At 53.4% G+C, this 19,247-nt stretch carries 21 protein-coding genes and 1 tRNA gene; 5 read left to right on the top strand and 17 right to left on the bottom strand.

The genetic code is table 11. The features are described from left to right. Nucleotides 1-31: 31 nt before the first annotated feature. Nucleotides 32-556, top strand: a complete 525-nt coding sequence (locus DTL42_RS07135) for a hypothetical protein (RefSeq protein WP_114367940.1) — start codon at nt 32-34, stop codon at nt 554-556. On the opposite strand, the gene DTL42_RS07130 is transcribed toward DTL42_RS07135, so the two are convergent. From DTL42_RS07130 to DTL42_RS07050, 15 genes are all read right to left on the bottom strand, one after another. Next, on the bottom strand, nt 553-816 hold the full coding sequence (locus tag DTL42_RS07130) for a hypothetical protein (RefSeq protein WP_114367939.1): 264 nt from the start codon (nt 814-816) through the stop codon (nt 553-555). The two genes, DTL42_RS07135 and DTL42_RS07130, sit on opposite strands and share 4 nt — an antisense overlap. A gap of 777 nt (nt 817-1,593) precedes the next feature. Next, nucleotides 1,594-1,920, bottom strand: a complete 327-nt coding sequence (locus DTL42_RS25960) for a hypothetical protein (RefSeq protein WP_147274187.1) — start codon at nt 1,918-1,920, stop codon at nt 1,594-1,596. Nucleotides 1,921-2,153: 233 nt separating this feature from the next. Further along, complete coding sequence (locus DTL42_RS07115) at nt 2,154-2,651, bottom strand: hypothetical protein (protein ID WP_114367936.1); 498 nt, start codon at nt 2,649-2,651, stop codon at nt 2,154-2,156. Nucleotides 2,652-2,820: 169 nt separating this feature from the next. Continuing rightward, nucleotides 2,821-3,288 (bottom strand): type II toxin-antitoxin system VapC family toxin, encoded by a 468-nt coding sequence (locus tag DTL42_RS07110; RefSeq protein ID WP_114367935.1) that lies wholly within the window; start codon nt 3,286-3,288, stop codon nt 2,821-2,823. A gap of 13 nt (nt 3,289-3,301) precedes the next feature. Continuing rightward, nucleotides 3,302-3,553 carry a hypothetical protein gene (locus DTL42_RS07105; RefSeq protein WP_114367934.1) on the bottom strand — a complete coding sequence of 84 codons (252 nt, stop codon included), beginning with the start codon at nt 3,551-3,553 and terminating at the stop codon, nt 3,302-3,304. Nucleotides 3,554-3,628: 75 nt separating this feature from the next. Then, nucleotides 3,629-4,063 carry a hypothetical protein gene (locus tag DTL42_RS07100; RefSeq protein WP_114367933.1) on the bottom strand — a complete coding sequence of 145 codons (435 nt, stop codon included), beginning with the start codon at nt 4,061-4,063 and terminating at the stop codon, nt 3,629-3,631. A gap of 2 nt (nt 4,064-4,065) precedes the next feature. Further along, nucleotides 4,066-6,774, bottom strand: a complete 2,709-nt coding sequence (mobF, locus tag DTL42_RS07095; RefSeq protein WP_114367932.1) for a MobF family relaxase — start codon at nt 6,772-6,774, stop codon at nt 4,066-4,068. Between the two features lie 105 nt (nt 6,775-6,879). Next, nucleotides 6,880-7,212, bottom strand: coding sequence for a hypothetical protein (locus DTL42_RS07090; RefSeq protein WP_147274186.1), 333 nt, complete (start codon nt 7,210-7,212; stop codon nt 6,880-6,882). 159 nt (nt 7,213-7,371) lie between these two features. After that, nucleotides 7,372-7,767 carry a hypothetical protein gene (locus DTL42_RS07080; RefSeq protein WP_114367929.1) on the bottom strand — a complete coding sequence of 132 codons (396 nt, stop codon included), beginning with the start codon at nt 7,765-7,767 and terminating at the stop codon, nt 7,372-7,374. Beyond that, on the bottom strand, nt 7,764-8,414 hold the full coding sequence (locus DTL42_RS07075) for a hypothetical protein (RefSeq protein ID WP_114367928.1): 651 nt from the start codon (nt 8,412-8,414) through the stop codon (nt 7,764-7,766). The genes DTL42_RS07080 and DTL42_RS07075 overlap by 4 nt, the downstream gene beginning before the upstream one ends. Beyond that, on the bottom strand, nt 8,415-9,848 hold the full coding sequence (locus DTL42_RS07070) for a TraM recognition domain-containing protein (protein WP_114367927.1): 1,434 nt from the start codon (nt 9,846-9,848) through the stop codon (nt 8,415-8,417). It abuts the gene before it with no gap. Continuing rightward, the gene (locus DTL42_RS07065) at nt 9,845-10,657 is read right to left on the bottom strand and encodes a ParB/RepB/Spo0J family partition protein (protein WP_114367926.1); all 813 of its coding nucleotides are present in this window, start codon (nt 10,655-10,657) and stop codon (nt 9,845-9,847) included. Before DTL42_RS07065 ends, DTL42_RS07070 begins: the two co-directional genes overlap by 4 nt. A gap of 37 nt (nt 10,658-10,694) precedes the next feature. After that, complete coding sequence (locus tag DTL42_RS07060; RefSeq protein ID WP_114367925.1) at nt 10,695-11,438, bottom strand: hypothetical protein; 744 nt, start codon at nt 11,436-11,438, stop codon at nt 10,695-10,697. Nucleotides 11,439-11,448: 10 nt separating this feature from the next. Next, nucleotides 11,449-12,276, bottom strand: coding sequence for a hypothetical protein (locus DTL42_RS07055; RefSeq protein ID WP_147274185.1), 828 nt, complete (start codon nt 12,274-12,276; stop codon nt 11,449-11,451). A gap of 309 nt (nt 12,277-12,585) precedes the next feature. Beyond that, complete coding sequence (locus DTL42_RS07050; RefSeq protein ID WP_114367923.1) at nt 12,586-13,113, bottom strand: RNA polymerase sigma factor; 528 nt, start codon at nt 13,111-13,113, stop codon at nt 12,586-12,588. 166 nt (nt 13,114-13,279) lie between these two features. Between DTL42_RS07050 and DTL42_RS07045 the strand changes: the two genes are divergently transcribed. Genes DTL42_RS07045 through DTL42_RS07035 form a run of 3 tightly spaced genes read left to right on the top strand, consistent with a single transcriptional unit; the run spans nt 13,280 to nt 16,068 of the window. Next, the gene (locus DTL42_RS07045) at nt 13,280-14,296 is read left to right on the top strand and encodes a hypothetical protein (RefSeq protein WP_114367922.1); all 1,017 of its coding nucleotides are present in this window, start codon (nt 13,280-13,282) and stop codon (nt 14,294-14,296) included. 3 nt (nt 14,297-14,299) lie between these two features. Further along, nucleotides 14,300-15,283 (top strand): hypothetical protein, encoded by a 984-nt coding sequence (locus DTL42_RS07040; protein WP_114367921.1) that lies wholly within the window; start codon nt 14,300-14,302, stop codon nt 15,281-15,283. A gap of 26 nt (nt 15,284-15,309) precedes the next feature. After that, nucleotides 15,310-16,068 carry a hypothetical protein gene (locus tag DTL42_RS07035; RefSeq protein WP_114367920.1) on the top strand — a complete coding sequence of 253 codons (759 nt, stop codon included), beginning with the start codon at nt 15,310-15,312 and terminating at the stop codon, nt 16,066-16,068. Nucleotides 16,069-16,633: 565 nt separating this feature from the next. Here the strand turns inward: DTL42_RS07035 and DTL42_RS07030 are convergent. Together DTL42_RS07030 and DTL42_RS07025 are read right to left on the bottom strand one after the other, a co-directional pair. After that, nucleotides 16,634-16,706: transfer RNA gene (locus DTL42_RS07030), tRNA-Ala, on the bottom strand. Between the two features lie 75 nt (nt 16,707-16,781). Continuing rightward, nucleotides 16,782-18,287: an ABC transporter substrate-binding protein gene (locus tag DTL42_RS07025; protein WP_147274184.1), complete on the bottom strand. Its 1,506-nt coding sequence runs from the start codon at nt 18,285-18,287 to the stop codon at nt 16,782-16,784. Nucleotides 18,288-18,476: 189 nt separating this feature from the next. Between DTL42_RS07025 and DTL42_RS07020 the strand changes: the two genes are divergently transcribed. Further along, complete coding sequence (locus DTL42_RS07020; protein ID WP_114367918.1) at nt 18,477-19,244, top strand: SDR family NAD(P)-dependent oxidoreductase; 768 nt, start codon at nt 18,477-18,479, stop codon at nt 19,242-19,244. Nucleotides 19,245-19,247 lie beyond the last annotated feature (3 nt).

Genomic DNA, 19,247 nt, shown 5'->3' with positions numbered 1-19,247 from the left:
TGCCAAACGCCCCTGCCTTTGAAAGCTTGCCATGCAAAAAAGAGAGTGGACAAGTGTCGCCTGGGAAACCGACGGAACGGGAAGCGATCAGTCATTGCTTTTGTTGCTCGATGCCATTGAGCAAGTAGCAGGGTCGATGCGGCGGGAATTTGTAGATGGCATGTGGGAAGACGCGGTTGCTAACGCTTGGCTTGACGCATTTGAGTCGGGGCAGGACCGTTTTACTTGGTCAGAACTGCAAAACTTCGTTAATAATCACCGCAGGAGGGATCTTCGATCAAGTCAAAGTCAACCTATTGCACATCCAGTTGCGGATCGCCACTCTATCGCTCGCGAGATCCCCGATGAGATCTTAAAAGAAGCTTTCTCGCAGTCTATGGCAACCAAACTGACGCACGAGTACTACCACAATCCGCTCTCAGATCAATCAGTGGGCATCCGTCAAGCGTTGATGCAAAAGTATGGGCTGTCACAGTCGAAGTTCTACGATCTACTTGCCGAGGGCATCTCGCTCGTGCTGAAGTTCCTCGAAGAAAATGGATACTTCTCAGATTAGCGGGATACGCCGCGATCTTGGGGCAGTCCGAGTCGCTTCTCAACGATTGCGAGCGCCGAACGCCAAACTGGGGAAGAGATGTAAAGCTTGTGGAGTTTTTCCTCTTCTTCGTTGGAAAGCTCCCCTTTGAGCTGAGATTCAATCAGTGCCAGATCAGGCCGCATCCGATCGCCAGCGAGTTCTTGTTGGCCAGTATCTTGCAGCATCCGCTGGAATACTTGCTCTCCGCTCTGAGAATCTGGTAAGTCGTCGTGATTCATCGCGGTCCCTTCCTTGGTCACTTGCGATTGTTGACTTGACGTGTTCCTACCAGTCCTCTTCTGCCGTGTCAATCGATGATTCTTAGTCTTTCCCATGCGTGTTCCGTGAACCCGCCTACCACAGGCGATCCGTAAAATGTTTTCGGAAAATATGGAAGCTTAACCAAAATGACGTGCAGGTAAGTGGCCTTAGAAAGTGAGGGACGTAAACGGGCGTCCTAAAGTTCCCCCTCTTTTTTTAAGGCTTAGCGTTATGTCTTACCAATTCCTCCTGGTTTTACAAGGTATTGCGGGAGCGTCTTGTCTGATTGGGTATTCATGGCTTGCCGTGAATTGCGGTCAGCATAACGAACCTCACACATTTCCTTACTGTATTCTTGCCCTCGCAGCCTTGCTTGAATTTGTCATTTTTATCCGCCGCCGAAGAGGGTAAGCAAGTAAATTCTTCCCCGGCGACGTGAGTAGGCAAAAAAATATGGGAAGAGAAATCCCATATTTTTGGGCCCGCGAATTCATCTATAAAACCAAGTGTTCGCAACGCCATCGTTATTCGCGAGTTTCATGGAATAGCGGCTGATTCCGTGCCATTGTAATTCGATCTACTACGTTTTGAACGGCGTCCTCTAAAGAACGACGGACTGCGGAATCTTCTCCTCGGAAAGGACGTTTAATGCCGGGACTTACAATAGTTCACGATCAGCCGCCTCGGATGGCTAGGGGACAGCGTTGCCCCGACTGCCCGAAAGCCCACTTAGCAATCGGCCACAATTCCAAGGCTCATTTTAGCTGGATCAGCCCTTGTAACGTAGATTCGTCAGATGGTGCCGTGCGAATCGGCTCCGTGATAGGTCCCCCCAAGAATTCGACACCTTCTTGGGGAGTGACTCCGCCGAACATTTTCATGAACGATTGTCCTGACGATTTTGAATCCGCCTCTAGCTTCCGAAAATGAACAGTTTCTTTGGTTGTGACCTTGTAACCCGTCGTTTGGCCAGCAGCATCGAGAGTCCGTTCAACGACCGCATTCGGCCCCGCAGGATCAGTCGTGGCCAGGGTTAGGATGGTCAAAGTAAACCGCGTGAAATCATCCAGGTTTTCGGGCATGACCCACACGTATGTGTCGCAGTAGCGACCTACGTAACAGGCACATTTCGGGACGTCACACTTGCGGCCGCTATAAAACCATCCCCTCGGAAAATTGCAATTCAGCGATTGAAGGAGCAACTCCGCCTCTTTCTGTTCCCGTGATTGTTCGCTGTCGCTGGTCGCTGGCGAAGGTTCCCCGCTTTGGGGAACTGCCGCAATCGCATCCATTGGCTCCGGCGGAGGCACCTTAATCAGACCAACTTTCTTAAGTTGATCGATACACGCAACGCAAGTTGATCGATACACGCAACGCAGTCCGAGTCGTAATCCACTTCTCCTCTCGCACCAACGGCAAGTTGGTAAGCGCATCGCATTCGCTGCAATCGGCCAGGATCATTGACAGGTTTTATTACCCAGTTCTCCTGCTCAGTCGTGTTTCCCCCTAAATTAAATCCCCAACCGTTAAACAGGGCTCGAGTGTAACTGAAGGTCATACCCCCGCTGGCTTGCGCAGCCATTTGTGTAGTCCCGGTATCAGGGATCGAAAAGTGTGGCAATGCGGCCGGATTGACCGAAAACTTAGCAAGGTTGTCGATGACTTGCTGGTGCTCTATCTCTGAAACGGTGGTCGACTGATCCAGAAAATTTTTCTGGAGCGGCACGTGAAGGCAGCCGCTCAATGTCGTGAGAACAAGAAGAAGTAAGCTGAACCTGAGCATTTTGCCCCCCCACAATGGCGTTGCGATCATAATAGCCCTATCGGAAGCTTTACTTCGCGAAAGCCAGCAAATCCGACGTTTTCGTTGTTCACGATGCCACGTTGGAGTGCGGTGAGTTAGGAGGCAATTGTAGCAGTCAGCGTTTCGGGAGTTGCTAGCAAGACACCGCCGTGATCCTCAAAGCAAGCAATAATGTCATCTAGTTCGCTACGATATCGTCTGTCACTTCCAACACTTTCTGCGGCGTCACGATGGTGATCTCGGCATACCGCTGAAAATCCTTAGGATTGAGCGTCAGCACATGAGAAATCCCATGCCGCAGCATGCCCGCTACTAACCGAGTATCATGGGCCTGCTTCCCAATCACTTGATACTGGGTAACTAGCTCCTGCCACTTCTCAAAGATGGCCCGCTCATCCTTCAGGAGCTGAAATAGACTGGCTAGCTGAGCCATTTCAAAGGTCGCCTGCTCGGCGTCCAAACCCAGCCCATTCTGAGCCGCTGGCCGCGTCGCCACGACCCAGTATTCATAGAAGACTTGCGGGACGAGACATCCCTCAAATCCCAATCGAGGCAGTCTAGCCACCGAGTCCCGCACCAAAGAAAAAACGGGAGAGTCGACCTGCGAAGAGCGAACCAGAATGCTCGTATCGACTAAGATCTTCACGCGAGTTTATCCACTAGTAGATGCTCTCGCGGCTGTCATCGACAAAATGCCCCACCGGCTGATGGCCATCCGCCCAGGCCCGAAACTGTTTGCCCCACTGCTCATGCTCAGGAGCCGACTTGGGCTTGGCCCGCTGCGATTCCGACTGCTCGATCGCCAACAGCTTCAAAGCATGCCGCAAGGCCTCTTCCGGGCTCCCAAAGGCCCCATTGGCCACCGCCTGCTGAATCACGGCTTCATATTCACTAGGGACATCAAGCGTCATATCGGACCTTTCCAATCGATTTCTTCCTATCTTGAGAATGTCACGCTTTCCCCAAAAAGTCAATCGAAACCAGGCTTAGCCTGGCTCCGCCGAGAGCAGACCAGGAGCATTATCCTCAATCCGAATCTCGGTAATCACCGGCTCATTCTCCGGCACCAGCCGGGTCGTGGCGTGATCCGCTTCCGCAAAATAAACCACCCGAAAACTCAGTAGCTTAGCATAGGCCTCACCCAGCCTCCGACCGTGAACGGTGACCCGCTTGCCATAAAATTCCAAGCGGATGACGTCTCCGGGCTCCAAGCTCGAATCAACAATCTGGCTATAAGGCAGCCCCCGCTGCTGCCCTGTCTTGAGCACGAAGTTCAATAGGGGAGGACCGCCCCACGGTTGCCGATGTAGACCAAAGGCTTGGTAGGGAGCATCGTCCTGATAGTTCTCGATCTCCTGCTCAGAAGCCTCGGGCCTTAGCCCCAAGCGGTCCAACACCCCGGATGATTCATGATTCGCCATAATTACCTCGCCATTTCTACGTGCTCATGGGCCAGCCACTGTCGCAATTTTTCCGTCTGTTGGTGAGCGAAATTCTCGGCGAAGCGTCGAATCGAAGTTGCCCGCTCCGACCAACGATTTTGAGTCACGATTGTAGGCCGAAGTTCACTCGCATTCTTCACGATCCGTTCCCGCCCAATCGCAGACCGCAGCGTCTGCTTGTCGTCGGTATAGACCGTTAGCTGGCCCCGTCCCCTCGAAGCACTCACATAGGCCTGTTCGGCTGAACTGGCGGGTAGGGAGAGACTGCTCTGAGCCAGGAACACCCGATGGACCGTTTTCCCTTGGCTGGCATAGGACGTCACGGTCACGCCATGCTCGATATGCCCCCACGAAGCGGGAATGGTCTGACCATTGCTGAGCTTCAAGTCCCCCGACTTCGTAAAACCGGTCAGTTCAAACAGCGAACCATTATTGAGCCGCTTCTCGCTGGAATCTTTCGAGGGTCGACGGTTCTTAGTCACACGAACCCGATCCCCGGCCGCAAAGTGTTCCACACGTTCCCGATACACATCAAACGACTTGGGAGACTCAATCGGAACCGCAACTTTTCCACTTTGTCCCTCCGCCCAGACCCGACCGTCGTGAACTTCGGCCACACGTAAGCGATCCCCGGCCTTGTAGCCCCCTTTACCTTTGGTAACGAACTCCACGACATCCCCCGGGGCAAAGGAAAGCGAGTCGCTTCGCTGAGCTTCGGTTAGCCGTTTCGATTGAAGTACCGTCATCTCATGTTCAGGACCATGAATCGTCCCTCGAGCCTTGAGTTCCTGGCGAATGGCGGCTGTCACCTGTTCTCGCTCTACATGGGAAGGAGCGATCACCAAGCTCGACTTGTCTGGCGACAGACTATCGGCATAGTCCTGGGCCAGTTGTCGGTTTCGCAGATCGTCATCGGCGATCTCTTTAATGAAACCGAGATCGTCCAGCTTCTCAAAACCTTCAACGACCTTGCCTTGACTAAGGAGAGTGACCGCCTCCCGGTAATCACCTTCCTGACGACGAATTCTATGGATTGTAAACGGTTGGATGCCCGCTTCGCTTTCCAATAGCTTGAGCGGCGTGCCTCGCGAGACAGCCTTATGCTGCCGCTCATCTCCGCTGAGCACAATGCGGGCGTCAATCCTCTGACCGATGGTCGCCAACTTGGCCATGTCCGAAGTTCCCAAAAGCCCGGCTTCATCAACCCAAACAACACCTCCAGCCGCCGACGCCTGGGCCTTTTCATTCATGAGGAAGGATGCCAGAGTCTCCGCGTCGAATCCTTCCTTCTCTCGCAAGACGCCATGAGCCGCTTCAGCGGTCGGAGCGAGAACGGTCACGTTTCGGCCCGTGTTCTCGATCGCCTCAATGGTCTCCTTCATGAGGGAAGTCTTGCCAACCCCCGCCTTACCAGAGACGATCATCAGTCGGTCATGCGAATTCAAGATTCCGTGAACAGCGGTTTGCTGTTCGTCACTTAACCAATCCCGAGCAATCGCATGCTGCGGAGCGAGTGGGGCCAGCTTACCGCGTCCCGAGCGAGCAAAAGTGAGGAGGGCTTGTTCCTCGGTCAATACCTCTCGCGTTGAAATGAGAGCTTGCTCGTCCTGGCCCTCCCGAATCCATTCTCGCCTTACCACCTCGTTGTGAACCTGCTCAACGGAGACCTGGCCGATTCCATGGAGCATGGCTTGCCTCAGTAGTTCCCGTTCGCGGACGACCGAAGCTCGCTCAAAGACATGTCCTTTCGCAAAGTCCACCGCCGCTGCGGCACTCATCTCGGGTTGATCCGAGATGGCCTCACCTCGCGACAGGCGATCAAAGTGATCGGCTTCTTCCTCATTCAATCGACTTCGCCAAACGCTTGGAAGCTCATCCGGTGGAACCAGTTGATTTTTCTTTTCCCGGGTCTTGGCACCGAGTTGCCCTTTGCTTTCCGGGGAAGTGATCCCATGTTCTTCGGCCATCTTTTCGATGAGACCGGTCCGACGCGAAAACTTTTCAATCGTTTCGCGACCGACTCCCGCAACTTCGAAGTCCCGTTCACTTCGCTCGACCGGATATCCCAGCTCGAGCATTTTTTCCGCGAGTCGAGATTGGAAGATCGCCTCGTAGTAGCCCGAGTCACGGACGACGGCTGAGAGGTCAATGGCCGTCCAGCGTTTTCCGGTATGCGTGGCATTAAGGACGAAGCCATGCACGTGGAGCTGGCAGTCTGGATGGCCATCCACAGGCCGGGCCGTTGTATGGAGCCAGGAGGCTCCGACAATATTGCCAGTCTTTTCCCACGTCAGAACACCGCGGGAGTGATTCACGCGTGTGAGAGCATCTTTCTCCAGATCGGAAAACGTCTCATGGGCCGCCTTCTGCACTGCCTCCAAGATTCGATCGTCCTGAGTAACACCCCACAGCAGCGAAACCGATTTCGGGGCAGAGAGGGTAATATCGGTGCCGACCCGACGGTCGGCACGCTGCCTTTGCGTGAGGCGAGAATCTTCAAACGGATGCTGATTGTCGACGAGGCGATCGAAATGATTCTTGTCGACCTCGCCGGAGAGTCCAAGTAATGCGGCTCCTTTGCCGAACCAGGCCCCTTTGAGCTGGTTCGGACCGGAGTCATAGTAGTCGCTGAACGCATAGTAAGCCTTGGCGTCCGCACTACTCTTGGAATGAGTCACCCGCATGGGCATGACAATAGTCCGGAATTGTGACAGTTCGATGACAGTCCGTATCCCAGTTTGAAACAAAAGCTCGAAACAGGCACACGGAGCTTCGCTCCGACTTGTGTTACGCGTCTATGTCGAGCTTTCTGGTGGGAACCTTTTATTGGTGGAGGCGTTTTGCCGGTCTTGATAAGACTGAATGTACAGTTGGTAGATGATTCGCTTGGCTTCTTCATGAACGTGACGGCGATAGGCTCGACCACTACCAGCATCGGCGATAAAGAAGAAACCGAAACCAACGAAAAACATGAAGATCGTCATCAACAGGAAGCAGTCGCCTCGAAGCGGATGACCGGCCGGTAATATGAGGCCGTGCCAAGCAATTGCCATGCTAGAAATCGTGAGGATGATCAAGCACACGCCTAAAATCAGGAAAGTTAGTAAGTGGAAGATTTTGCGAGTCATCGTTTGAAGTCTCCTGCCGCGCCAACGCGGCTTGATAGGCTTGCCACATTTCAGGCGTGATCAGATTTGGATAGCGATAGACTGCCAGCTTCCGCTGGAGAATCTCCCGCTCCGAAAATGGGAGCGGGGTTTCGGGTTTGTTTTGGGGGGAACCAGGCATCACTGACCCATCTCCTGCTCTTGTTCCGGTTCTTGGAACTCCGCCTGTTGCTGGGCATGCTGGACCAGGTCATCCAGGATGCTAGGCTGCTGGTCGTTCGCCATCTGAACTTCAGCTTGATTCGGTTCGGGCGTGTTCATGGTCGAATGGGTCTCCGGCTGCGACTGGTAAAAGTGGACGGGCTGACTAGCCCCCGTTTGACGGCTTATGGATTGCTGCGTGGCCCTGGCCATTTGTCCAGGCTCTTCCACAAGAGGGGAATGCCCCGGAAATGCGGCAATGATGTTGCCGAGTTCCTTGAATCCCTGTCGCCCAAAGGCCGCGATTGCCCCTTGGCCGATCTTCGGCTTTTCCGGCTTCTGATTCGTGTGGTCGTTGGGTTGCTGTTTGCTCATAGTTGACGCCTCCCACGCACTTCAGTTCGCCACCCGGCCGATCGTAATTTGGCGGCATCTACTCTCTTTCTGAGGTACCATTGGTGCAGAAAAAAGGCGAAGTGGCAGATCAAAATCCAGCCGACCATGACCAGATACCAGTTGGACTGAATGGGCGAAGCACAGAGCCGCAGTAGCCCGGCCAGGGCAAGCCCAACACCGACGTCCGATACTATTCCCGCCGCCGGAGTAGAAAGCCGAGGAAAGTAGCGAGACAGGACACCGCGTCCGAGATCACTATCCCGTGCCTGAGTACGGTAAAGAATATGGATGAACGTTAGAACGAGCCCCACGAGCCACCATACAACTTGAGCGGCGATCAATAGTTCAAAGGGAATGGCATCGATTCGTCCGTGCTTTTGCATGTGTCCGTGCAGGTAAAAGCCTTGCACAAACACGGCGAAAGCCCACGCCACCACCAGAATGGAACCGGCCGAGCCAGGCGTACGGCTGAAGATTTGCAGCGTTCTCCCCATCGCAAACCCGGCGATCAGGAATCCGCCGATTCCATTGCGGATGCTGCGGATTTCTTCTTCCTGGTACTCCTCCGGCTGCTTGGTCGGAGGTGGCCGGTCAGGACGAACGGGTTCATTGTCAAAGTGTGTCATCTAGATTTGCCTCAACGTTTTTAAGGTGAATGGATCGCCTTGCGGTCCATAGGTGCGACCCGCCTGGCTGAGAAAGAAATCAACGAGAAGTTTGTTGTGTGGCCCTCCGCGACGAAGTGATAGAAACCTCTCAGGAGGACAACGAGGAGCCATCTGTTCGGAGATAGAAAATAGAAACCGATCATTTCCCATCAAGAAATTAAGCAGGTCGAACTTCTCTTCTTCCTTCGTCTCGCTGACACTGACGAAGTCTTCCCGATGCTGCCCCCAGCTTTGACTGAAGTAGTCATTGGTCCTGGCACAATGGTTGGAGAGAACCAGTTTCGTCGAATAGTTGGCAAACACGGAATGAAGTTCCTGTTCCGCCTGGTTACCGCCCATGGCGGACTGAAGTGTTGGTAAACTTTGGCAGCCACTGACAAACGCCAGGCGTTGGCTCCGTGAGACCGACTGAATCATTGCTTCCTTGGCGGGATTGTTGATAAGCATCTGGAGTTCGTCCCGCACGACGATCGTCGTCGTCTGCGGATTCAAGCGGCGGAGAGCCGCCTCGCTCAACTGGGTTGTCACGATGCTTTGTAGGAGCATCCCCGCAGGGCCGTGCGACATGATGGGGGCCGCGAGAACAACACAGACCCCGTCCAGAGCCATCTCAGGGGAGAACGTGGAATGTTCGGCACAAACGGTTTCGTACATGGGCGAGTTGAGAAAGGGCACGAGCACCGCCGAGCCTTCACTGATCGCCGCCCCACGTGCCTTCGAGCCAATTTGAATGAACTCGGACAGCAGAAAAGAAGCGGACTGTTTGTATTGCCGCATTTCCCCCGCATTTCGGATTCCATTCTCCGCCTGTTGGAGCAATTGAAAAGCGTACGAACTCGACTGAAAGTCGGCTGAAGCCACTTGAGCGAATGCCGCCGGTAGAGAGAGCATCACGCGGTGAACATCTTCGATGGTTACCTTTTCTCGTTTGGCCAGCCAACCGATGGTAATGCAGCAGGTGAGTAGCATGGCATACAAGTTGGCCCAGAAACTGTCTTGATGTTCTCCTTTGGATTGATTGAGTTGATTGTTGAGATCCTGCAAGAGCTGGGTGGCCGTTGTAGGCGAACCATTTTGGCGAGTCAATTCGAAAGAGAGGAAGTTGTAAGTGAATTCGCCGGGCACCAAGATCAACAATCGATCCTGGGCTCCGGCGAGTTCGATCACACGGCACGCGTTGGCCGCCTCGTCCGGTTTGACGCAACACCACAGGCAGCCGATGTTCGGCCCTCCGCGACGAAGAATGTCGCGGAGGAGAATCTTTAGAACGGATGTCTTGCCGCTTCCCGTGCCGCCAATCGCGAAGATATGGGAGCACACATCCTCCAACGAGATGCCGAGTAAGTCGAGCGAATCTCGGGCTTTCCAGAACGTGAAGCCAAACCAGTTCATGCCATTACCTCCGCAAGCACGTGGATGGGGAGGTTCTGCTTGGCGTGAACTTGAATTCCCGCCTTGAGTTTGGCGATGGCGTCAAACAACTCCTCATAGGAGATCGTACGAGGGAAGGTCAGTTGAAACGCGACCTCATCCATCTTCAGTTCAAAGGTGACTTGCTTGGGGGCCTTCGACTTTTTGCCGCCCGACATCCTGATGATCGCGTCCCGTGACATCCGACCGGCCGCATGTTCCTTCAGCCAGGCTGTCTGCTCGTCTTCCGTCTTGGCTCGGCGAGCCACTTCGTAGGTGATAGCGACACCGATTTTGTTCTCGCGGGCCACTTTCAGCGCCTCCGGGCAAAGCTTTCCAACTGATTTGCGGATCTTGCTCAGGGTCCCCGGAGTAACGCATGCGTGGACCGCGGCTTCTGTAAAGCTACAGCGATGATAACGAGCCAGTTCCGTGACTCGCTTAAAGGTATCTTCTACAGACTCGTCCTTTCGGAGATGGTTCTCGTGTAGGGAAAAGACGAGCATTTGCTCGGGTGGCGTACCCTCGGGCCAAACCAGAGCATCAATCTCAGTGTGTCCCAGTCGCTTAGTTACTTCGTGGCGATGATTGCCGATACAAAGCAGAAAGCGGTTACCGACGGCAACGAGACCAACAGGTTGCAAGACCCCGTTCTCTGCGATGCTAGGTTCGAGGCGCCGGAGATTCTCTTCATCTAACGGACGTCGATTCTCCACCAAGTCGATCTGAGAAAGAGAAACCCGCCGCCACGTGGGTGTGGCGGCGGGCACGTTTTCGGGTTTAACAATCATGACTTCATTCCTTACTTTGCTTGAGAAATCGAGGGAGTCAAGAAGTGATCCTCCGCCAGGCTAACTCGAACCATTTCACGCAGCGGTCGAATTGACTTGACCTGCACCAGACCGCCAAGGCGATCGAGAGTGACACGGGGATCGCCAACAGAAATAGGCCCATCCCCCAGATGCTCGTGCGAGCGACGACCGGAGCCACCACATGTTGCATACTCGATTCGATAACAGGGCGAGCGACGTGTTCAGCCGCTGCCTTCGCGATGTCATCGCCGTGAACCACCAGGGCAGTGATCGCCGCACCTGCGGCGATCTTCTCCCGGTGTTTCCAGAGCATTTCGAGGAGCTCGCCCGGCTTAGGGCTCTTGTTGACCAATGTCGTGACTTCGGCCAGCTTGCCCTGCTTTTTGAGCACAGGAACCAACATTTCCAGTCTCCGCCCATTCCGGGCGGAGACCTTCGTGGTGGCCATGACAACATCGTCCGCCAGCGTGACAGCTTTCCCGGCGACGGACCGCACGATCCGTGCGGCATCGTCTCCTAGCAGTCGTGTCAAGCGAATGGCCGTCTGGCGGGCGGCCGCTTCGGCGGTCTTTCGTGCGAGAGCGGACGTAGCCTGTTTCCCAGCTTGCTGAACCGCTTGCTTGGTGGCAGCCGAGGCTGCCTTACCCGTGAGAATCTTGGCACCAGTCTTCACGGCCCCCGACAAAGGGCCAGCCATTACTGGGCAGCCCGATGCCAGGACGGAACACAGCACGATTAGTGTGAGGACAAAACCTTTCATGGAGACTCTCCTACTTTTGAGGTTCGATAGAAACGTGATCGTAGTAGGCAAGGGCCCAGTCCAAATCCACTCCCAGGTCGCGGATAAAGAGGGCGGCCATGGCGACTTCTTGCTGACGGATCGACTTGACCATTTCGTCGATCAGTACATCGGTCGGGGCCCCGTTGCCGAGGCAATTGACGAGCAGTCGGTTTGTACTCTTTTCGAGTTCGTCGGTGAGATGTTTGCGAGTTTCGAGAGCCTCATTGGCTGCCTGATCGATTGCGTAGTCAGCACCGAAGCCGATCCCAATGGCAAATAACTCCCCGAACAAGGAGACATTGCCTTGTTCGTCACGCATAGCTTCTCTAGCAGCATTGCCCGCGATGACCGCCCCTGCAGCACCCGCAGCAAAAGCCTTGAGTTGACGATAGGTTGATTCCTTGACAGCCAGCATTACGGAATCAATTTCGCGGTCCACGGCTTGATGGAAGCGAGCAAGATCGAGCGGCACGGGGCGGAACTTGCGAGGAATCTCTTCCACATCAAGCATCTGCTCCACCACCAAGTCATGGTCAATCTGCGCGAGCACCTTCGTTAAGGCATCGGAGGTGACTTTCACCTGCTGCTGTAAAAGATTCACCGGTAGGACTTGGTCGACATACAGTCGTCGAAGCCAAGTTTGGTGGCCCTGGGAATCCGTCAGCATGAGCTGTTTCGAATTCAATCCAAGGGCCGCGTCCGTAAACGCGTCGCGACCACTCTTAGTGGCCAGTTCGGCGGCCGAAGATCGCAACTGGTTCAAGAGGAGATCTGCAGCGGCGATCCGCTTCTGATGTGCCTGCTTGAGCGCTGGCACGACTTTCGCCCACGCCCGTTCCTCCTCGGTCTGCGGACCATGCGGAGCAGGTTTCGGTGACGGAGGGCTTTGGGCCTGGCATGCCTGGACGGCTAGCACGGCCATCAAAACGGGGACAGTAAAACGAGACAGAGATACCATGAGAGAGTCTCCAAAAAATGGAACGAAAGGAAGGAGTTGACCCGGATTAAGCCAGGCCAACCAAACGGTTCAAACTGCAAGACAGGACTTGCCGAGCATTGCGGATCTCAGATCCTGAGAAATCCGCAACGAAAATCGGAATACCTCGTTCGGATTTAGAGAATTGAGCTAATGAGCTTGCTTGACGAGCAGCGCCAGACGACCAATGGCCTCGTCGAATCGCCGCTTGACCGTTTTGTCCGAGAATTCAATCCGGCGATGACGGGAAATCTGGCGAAAGCTGTTGCCTCGAAACCGCAGGATTACGATTCGACGGTCGAGTCGATTGAGTCCGAACAGAAACGAGCGAGTGATCGCGAAGAGCTTTTCAGCAGGAGGTCCTTGCAGCAGTTCCCTTTCCGGAGCGGCAACCATGTCCGCTGGAAAGTCACTGATGTTAAGCCGCGGAGATCGGGCACGATTGGTAAGCTCGTTCCGTAGCATCTTGGTTAGATAGCCAGCGATCGAAGAATTGATCGTTCCCCCTTTCGATTTCCAAATGTAATATTGGAGATAAACGGTCTGGACCACATCCAGAGCGTCCGCCTCGCTCAGCCCCGAGCGAAGGGCGAGGCAATACAGGAGTGCATAGAGATCTTCGGGAGCGAATTCTCCCGAGGCCAAACGACCCGTCTGGGTGAAAGGATTGTGATTCACTGATCAACTCCACATCGTTAATACAGTCGAAATGAACCCAAAGTCCTGGACGTGTCATCCGTCCAAGATGCTGAACAGGATTCTGAGTGGCGGGGAGAAAGGAATCGCGCAAGGTTTCTTTTGCGAGGCCAAAAAAGGTCGACGTTTAAATTGAAGGGATGGATCAATGAGGCATTCGGCGAACTGGTCTTCGGTCGGCAGCCACTCGCTGCAGAGCATCACCAGCATTTTCGATGAGCTAGGCGAGTATCGAGAAATCCCGCCGAAGGTTTTGCACCTTCAGGAAGGCCCCGTGCTCGTCGATGAGGATGGCCGAGGGCTTAAGATCCCGTGCAATCTGCTGGTGAGACAAGCTGGAAGAAGTGATTTGATTGCGTCCCGCCGCCGATTCAGTTTGATTAGAAGTAATGTGCTGAGCGACATCGAAGCGATGCACGATCGCCTGCCAGAACCTTGGAGAAGTAGTTGGATAGGACCGCAAAGGTCCGCATTAGAGGAGATCGTGAATCGCTTCTTCGGAAATCGCGATCGAGAATTCGGGACGTTTTCCCTTGTTTATGCACGACGCACCAAGGCAAATCGTTTTCGGGAAACGAATGTGATTCTTCAAGCCCATAAGTTTCGAAGCACATCGGTCGTAGGATTCTGTGGAGGATCGCCCGGTCGCGAGTCGGAACTGGGGGCACGCGTTCGCTTTGATTTATCACGTCTCCAGTGGAAAAAGTTTCGTGATCAAAGAATTGTCGACGGTGATATGCCTCGAATTGCATGCGTGTGCCATGAAATTCGCCTGTCGCACGCCGATTTTCAACATCAGCTCCGAGCCTATCACGAACACCGATGGACGATGGCCCGGTGCCGAAAGTCTTCTTCCGGACGAACGATCGTGAGTCCGCAAGATGATGCTGCCCTGAAGAACGGCGTTATTCCGGTATTAGCCGAAGAAGAAAACTCGGAACTTTACCGCGACCACATGTCTCAGACACTTCTGATTAGTCTTACTCGGTTCGAGCTTGATAATCGATACGCCGAAAACCTAACACTGGAATTGGACCCCCGGACGCTCGAATTGATTTCAATACGGCAGTATTATGAGGAAACTGCGGTCGAGATCGGAGTCGGTGGGACATTCGATCAGGCCTTGCTCGGTGCGTCCGCACTTGAATTTGCCTACAGTGTTTGAACCATGACGATTGATATTCGTAGTATCGCCGAGACGCTGGACATCGTTTTTCAGGCCAAGATGGTGGTCTTGAATAGCGGTGAATTGGAAATTGCTCCGAATGAGGATGAGGAGCCCAAAGTCGTCTTAAATATCGCCCTGAAACACTTCAATGCGACTCACTCTGTTTCCTCTGGCTTTCCCGGGGAAATCGAAGTTCTCATACGGGGCAAACAACCGCCGGATCTTGGGACTTTGCTCACTAGTCTGAGCGGCTGTGCGGCAGCCATTGTCGGCCCGGATGAAGCGAATCACGAAATCTATCTTCCATCTGGGCAGAAAAAGGGAGAGTTCATTGTCGAATGTCGCTACATTCCGTCACAAGAATTCGCCCAACAGGACGAAATATTAGAAGGGGAGAGAAGGGGTATCGAAAGCGAATCTTCACGAGACTTGCGGATTGATCCTCCGAGTATGGATTTTGTTGACAATGAGGAGGATTCTTGGCAAGTGTCACTTATGGAAGAAGTTTATTCGCCAGACGAACTCGAGCAGCAAGCTTCAGCGCCTGGATATGCTAGGCGAGTTGAATTCGTAACAGAATTCAATAAGGATCTTGAGTGTCCGCTGAGCTGGATTTTCTATCGATCGATTCACCCTAAGGATCGCCCCGACAATCTCGAAGCATCGGGACCGGAGGAGCCAACGGACGAAGAATCCTGGCGGGCATATCAGATCAACGGATTTGCTGTGCAGTTCATTGAAAGTGAAGACTTTCGGAGCTTGAGGAACCTAGAGATTCTAATGATCAATAAGGCTCTCGCGTGGAAAAAAACAATCTCGAATTCACAGGTAACCGACGAGCACGGGGCGTTCGAGCGAGATGTTCGTGATTTACTAACACTGATTGACATGGTCTCGTCATATATTGGCGAGGCCTGCAAGCCCACGGCAGCAGATAAGAACACACCAGGTCGGGATCGCGGCGAGGATACGCGGGGTCGTTAGAACTTACGAATTAGAAAGTTTCCGGAATGAGTCTTACCTCGCGGGATCGACCTGCGATTGCCCGCATTTTCGCAAATCTAGTGCGAAGCTGGCCGACCTGCCGCGAGATTGCATCTCAGGATGCCTTGCGGGAATTAAGCCAGCTAGAAGCGTATCGAATGGAGGCACTGCGGGGAGCCGACGAAATCGCCAGTTCGCCTGAGAACAAGAAATTAGATCTCTCCACACTGGATCTTGTCCGTCTGCAAGGGGAGCACTTAAGGATCTGGTTTTTGGACCAACTGATGTCAGCGCATCTCGACTCGCAGGATTTATTTTTGCAACTTAAGGCTGAGATCGATGATGCGTATCAGCGTTGTATCTTACGCAATAAGTCAGAGCGTGGACCGGAAAGAGGTCCTGATTTCAAGGCTTACTACTTAAACATGGTCGTTCCGTCGCCGGATCAGGATGAGGGAGAGGTCACTCGAGAAATCGATGGGAAACACGTACCCTTGAACTTCAAAATCTCGGATAAGAAACGTCGAAAGGCGATTCTGTATAAACTGTGGCAAGCTGGTGAGAAAGGAATGTCGCGTGACCAACTGATTCCATTTGTCTACGATGTTGGGGAAGTTGCGAATACAAAGAGTAGTTTGAGGGCTACGGCAACCCAGTTGAAGCCTATCCTAGCGACAATTGGACTTGCAATTGCTAAGAGCCGAAAGGGCACATGGTACACACTCGTAGACCAAGGTTCCTTACACGGATCACATGGCGGCGTAGATCAAGATGAAGACGCCTAATCAAGGCTTTACGGGTAGGGATGTCAGGACGGAAGCCCGCAGCAACGGGACGTTCATATCGTGAAGACGCATGCTACTCGTGGATTGGCCGGAACGGCAAGACAGAACGTATTGCCTGGATTGAAAGAGAACGTTGAAGCATACGCCTTCTCCTCCGAAGGCAAGGGTATTTTTAGAAACCCATTTTGGAGGATTGAGTCCAAGTTGGTCGGACACTATCTGGACACAACGGATCAAATCTTTGGGGGGACAGCATCCCGCCTCTTTATCTCGCTCTAGCCATTCCATCGAACAACTCCCGTGCAGAAGAGTAATTCAGTACAGGGTCATTTGAGCGATAGAAGCGTAAGGTTTGGCGAAAGACTTCCTTACCCACCTTCCCGTTTGTGATTCAGAACCTAATTTTAGCGGATCTGCAGAAAACGGGTACCAGCCTAGAAATTACGTCGGTATGCTAACGGGCAGAGATAAGGGCAGAGTTAATGAGTGAAAACTACTCTATTTCTCTGCCCTAGGGTCCATTTTCAGTTTCCTGAAAGTCGCAGAAAACCCCGGTTTTATCGAGTGGAGCTGATGAGGATTGAACTCACGACCTCTGCATTGCGAACGCAGCGCTCTCCCAGCTGAGCTACAGCCCCGAATTTGGGTTAATTTTAGGTTGGATTTTCTGGGCCGTCCAGATCTGGCGGCGAGGAAAATCATGGGAGGGGAATTTAAAAAGCGGAGTTGGCGGTTCCTTGGCTGTTGTGGTAGGCGTTGGTTTGGTTCTCTTGGCCTTGTTTTTCTGAAATGGTGTCCCAGGTTTCTCCGGCTTGTTTTAAGGCTGTTTCGGCGTTGGGGGGATTGGGCCCGATCAGCGACAGCAAAGCGGTCCGCAGGGCCTCTTCGTACTCTTGACGATGGGCAATTCGGATGTTGACCATCGAGTTAGGCGACTGAAGTTGGTCGATGCTAATTTTAGCATATTGCCGCAAGGCACCGCCTGGCAGGCCTTTGGGAAGCCAGGCTTCGGCCATTGGTAAAGACGATGTTCGGTAGAAAGTGGTTCGCTGCGATGCCGGAGAAATCAGGCTGCAAAGTTCTGGCCCGGTAAGTAAGACCAGCAAATCGGCTGCGTGCATAGTTTGGCCGGAAGCGGAAGTAACCGAGCCGACCATGCCGGAGGTAGAGAGAAGGGGAACGCTGACCGGTTTGTTGCCTGAGCGGGGAACCCATTGATTGCCTTGAGATTGATAGATCTCGGCTGAGCCTGGCAGGGGGGCGAAGGCAATGTCTGGGGGAAACGTTTCGGGGACTTTCGTCTTGGAATTGAGCCATCCGATGGCCATCACGGACTTCCCAGCCAAAAAGGCCTCTGCGGCTGATTGGGGATCAAGCGTTTTGAATTCTCCAGGGGTTGTCTGGGCCGCCTGGGCGAGTTCTTCTGCGGCTCGCACGAAGCCCGGAGAGGTTAGCCGGGACTTGCCATTGGTAAAGTCGAAGTAGGTCGAGAGGTTCTCGCTGTGTTTCACGTAAGCGGCACTGCGGGCCAGGAATAGGCTGGGAAGGTAGGCTTCGCCAAAGGGTTCAATTGTGGCGGCGCCTACGGTGTCGTTTGACTTGAGGAACTCGCTGTTGTGGATCGCCTCGACGACGGCAGCATACTCTTGCCAAGTGGTAGGCGTTTCCAGATTCAATTGTTTTAAAATGTCGGTTCTTACCATCAGCATCAGCACTGGGCTACCGAGTGGCAGCGCATACGTTTTCTCGCCCCAGTGCATTTCGGTTTGGCGAACACCCAGCACGATGTCATCTAACGCTAGGTCTTGTAACGACAAGATTGACGAAGGAATCGGTGTCAGCCAATTACGCTGGATGAGATCACCCATCATGGCAGGCGGGTAAATCAGTATGTCCTTGGTCTGCCGTTGCTGGTTGAGGAAAACTTTTCGTGGGATGGTCTCGACCGTGATTTTTTCTTCTGTGCGGGCAGACACTTCCAAGCGAATGCGTTCTGCCAAGGCTTCGTCGGCCACCACTCCAATCGAGAGAGGAGGCGTTTCAAGTTTGGGGAGATCGCCGCTGTTTTTCTTTGTGTTATTACACCCGACGACAGATAGAACGATGAAAAGCAGAATCAGCAAAAAGCGGCTGGTCATTGGGCTCACGTCGATGAAGCGAGGAAGAAAAGCGAAGCTTGATTGAACCCGCATGGTAGTCGGATAATGGGTATGCGACAATTAGCAATCGTATGGAAGAAGGTGAGAGAGACCAAGAAAATCAGGCTTTGTCAGGAAACTATACCTGGCTTCAGGCTTGGCGAAATGAGCCCTGGTTTTCACTTGTAAACCTATAAGAACGTTAAGAATGATGATAGCTAGGCCGAGGGTATTACTTCTCAGGCCGAAGAATCAGCGAAAGTGGCGGATATGCGATTTCAAGATAAGGTAGCGATTGTTACGGGAGGGGCGAAAGGGATCGGGGCTGGCTGCGTCAAAATCCTAAGCAAGGAAGGGGGCAATATCGCGATTCTTGATATCGACTCCCAAGCATCCCAACGGCTTTGCCAAGAGATCAACGAGCAAGGGCGGGGCCGAGCTTTTTTCATTCCTTGCGATATTGCCAATCCAGAACAGCTAAAAGGGGCAATCGATGAAGCGGCAAACCAATGGGGACGTCTCGATTGTTTGGTGAACAACGCCGGTATTCATCCCCCAGCGACGACGCTAGAAGAAACCACGCCTGAGCTGTTGCGGAAGGTGTTTCAAATCAATTTCGATAGTACCTTCTTCGCATGCCAGTTTGCTCTGCCGTATCTAAGAAAGTCGCGTGGGACGATTGTAAACATGAGTTCCATGACGGCTGTGCTGGGGCAGAAACACTCGACAGCATACGCGGCAAGCAAAGGGGCGCAGCTTAGTTTCACGAAGGCGTTGGCGATTGAACTGGGGCCGGAAGGCATTCGTGTGAACGCTGTGTTGCCAAGCAATGTCGACACGCCCTTGATGCGGCAGTGGGCCAACACGTTGGAAGATCCCGAATCGGCATTGCAGCAAATCGCCGACCTACAGGTTTTTGGCCGTATGGCCTCGATTGAGGAAATCGGCCGCGTTGTGTTATTCCTGGCAACCGATGATTCCAGCTTTGTGACCGGGCAGGGGATTGAGGTGGAGGGAGGGGCCAGCCTCGACTATTAACTT

Origin of the sequence: Bremerella cremea (assembly GCF_003335505.1) — a bacterium.
Classification (GTDB): Bacteria; Planctomycetota; Planctomycetia; order Pirellulales; family Pirellulaceae; genus Bremerella; species Bremerella cremea_A.
The sequence above is the reverse complement of the archived record's forward strand: the minus strand, read 5'-3'. Positions and strand labels throughout refer to the sequence as shown.

Coding starts and splice junctions, on each gene's coding strand:
- DTL42_RS07135 (WP_114367940.1), top strand. CDS start 32: ATGCAAAAAAGAGAGTGGACAAGTGTCGCCTGGGAAACCGACGGAACG.
- DTL42_RS07130 (WP_114367939.1), bottom strand. CDS start 816: ATGAATCACGACGACTTACCAGATTCTCAGAGCGGAGAGCAAGTATTC.
- DTL42_RS07100 (WP_114367933.1), bottom strand. CDS start 4,063: ATGGCGAATCATGAATCATCCGGGGTGTTGGACCGCTTGGGGCTAAGG.
- DTL42_RS07040 (WP_114367921.1), top strand. CDS start 14,300: ATGACGATTGATATTCGTAGTATCGCCGAGACGCTGGACATCGTTTTT.
- DTL42_RS07035 (WP_114367920.1), top strand. CDS start 15,310: ATGAGTCTTACCTCGCGGGATCGACCTGCGATTGCCCGCATTTTCGCA.
- DTL42_RS07065 (WP_114367926.1), bottom strand. CDS start 10,657: ATGATTGTTAAACCCGAAAACGTGCCCGCCGCCACACCCACGTGGCGG.
- DTL42_RS07075 (WP_114367928.1), bottom strand. CDS start 8,414: ATGACACACTTTGACAATGAACCCGTTCGTCCTGACCGGCCACCTCCG.
- DTL42_RS07105 (WP_114367934.1), bottom strand. CDS start 3,553: ATGACGCTTGATGTCCCTAGTGAATATGAAGCCGTGATTCAGCAGGCG.
- DTL42_RS07115 (WP_114367936.1), bottom strand. CDS start 2,651: ATGATCGCAACGCCATTGTGGGGGGGCAAAATGCTCAGGTTCAGCTTA.
- DTL42_RS07090 (WP_147274186.1), bottom strand. CDS start 7,212: ATGACTCGCAAAATCTTCCACTTACTAACTTTCCTGATTTTAGGCGTG.
- DTL42_RS07070 (WP_114367927.1), bottom strand. CDS start 9,848: ATGAACTGGTTTGGCTTCACGTTCTGGAAAGCCCGAGATTCGCTCGAC.
- mobF (WP_114367932.1), bottom strand. CDS start 6,774: ATGCCCATGCGGGTGACTCATTCCAAGAGTAGTGCGGACGCCAAGGCT.
- DTL42_RS07020 (WP_114367918.1), top strand. CDS start 18,477: ATGCGATTTCAAGATAAGGTAGCGATTGTTACGGGAGGGGCGAAAGGG.
- DTL42_RS25960 (WP_147274187.1), bottom strand. CDS start 1,920: ATGCCCGAAAACCTGGATGATTTCACGCGGTTTACTTTGACCATCCTA.
- DTL42_RS07045 (WP_114367922.1), top strand. CDS start 13,280: ATGAGGCATTCGGCGAACTGGTCTTCGGTCGGCAGCCACTCGCTGCAG.
- DTL42_RS07060 (WP_114367925.1), bottom strand. CDS start 11,438: ATGAAAGGTTTTGTCCTCACACTAATCGTGCTGTGTTCCGTCCTGGCA.
- DTL42_RS07080 (WP_114367929.1), bottom strand. CDS start 7,767: ATGAGCAAACAGCAACCCAACGACCACACGAATCAGAAGCCGGAAAAG.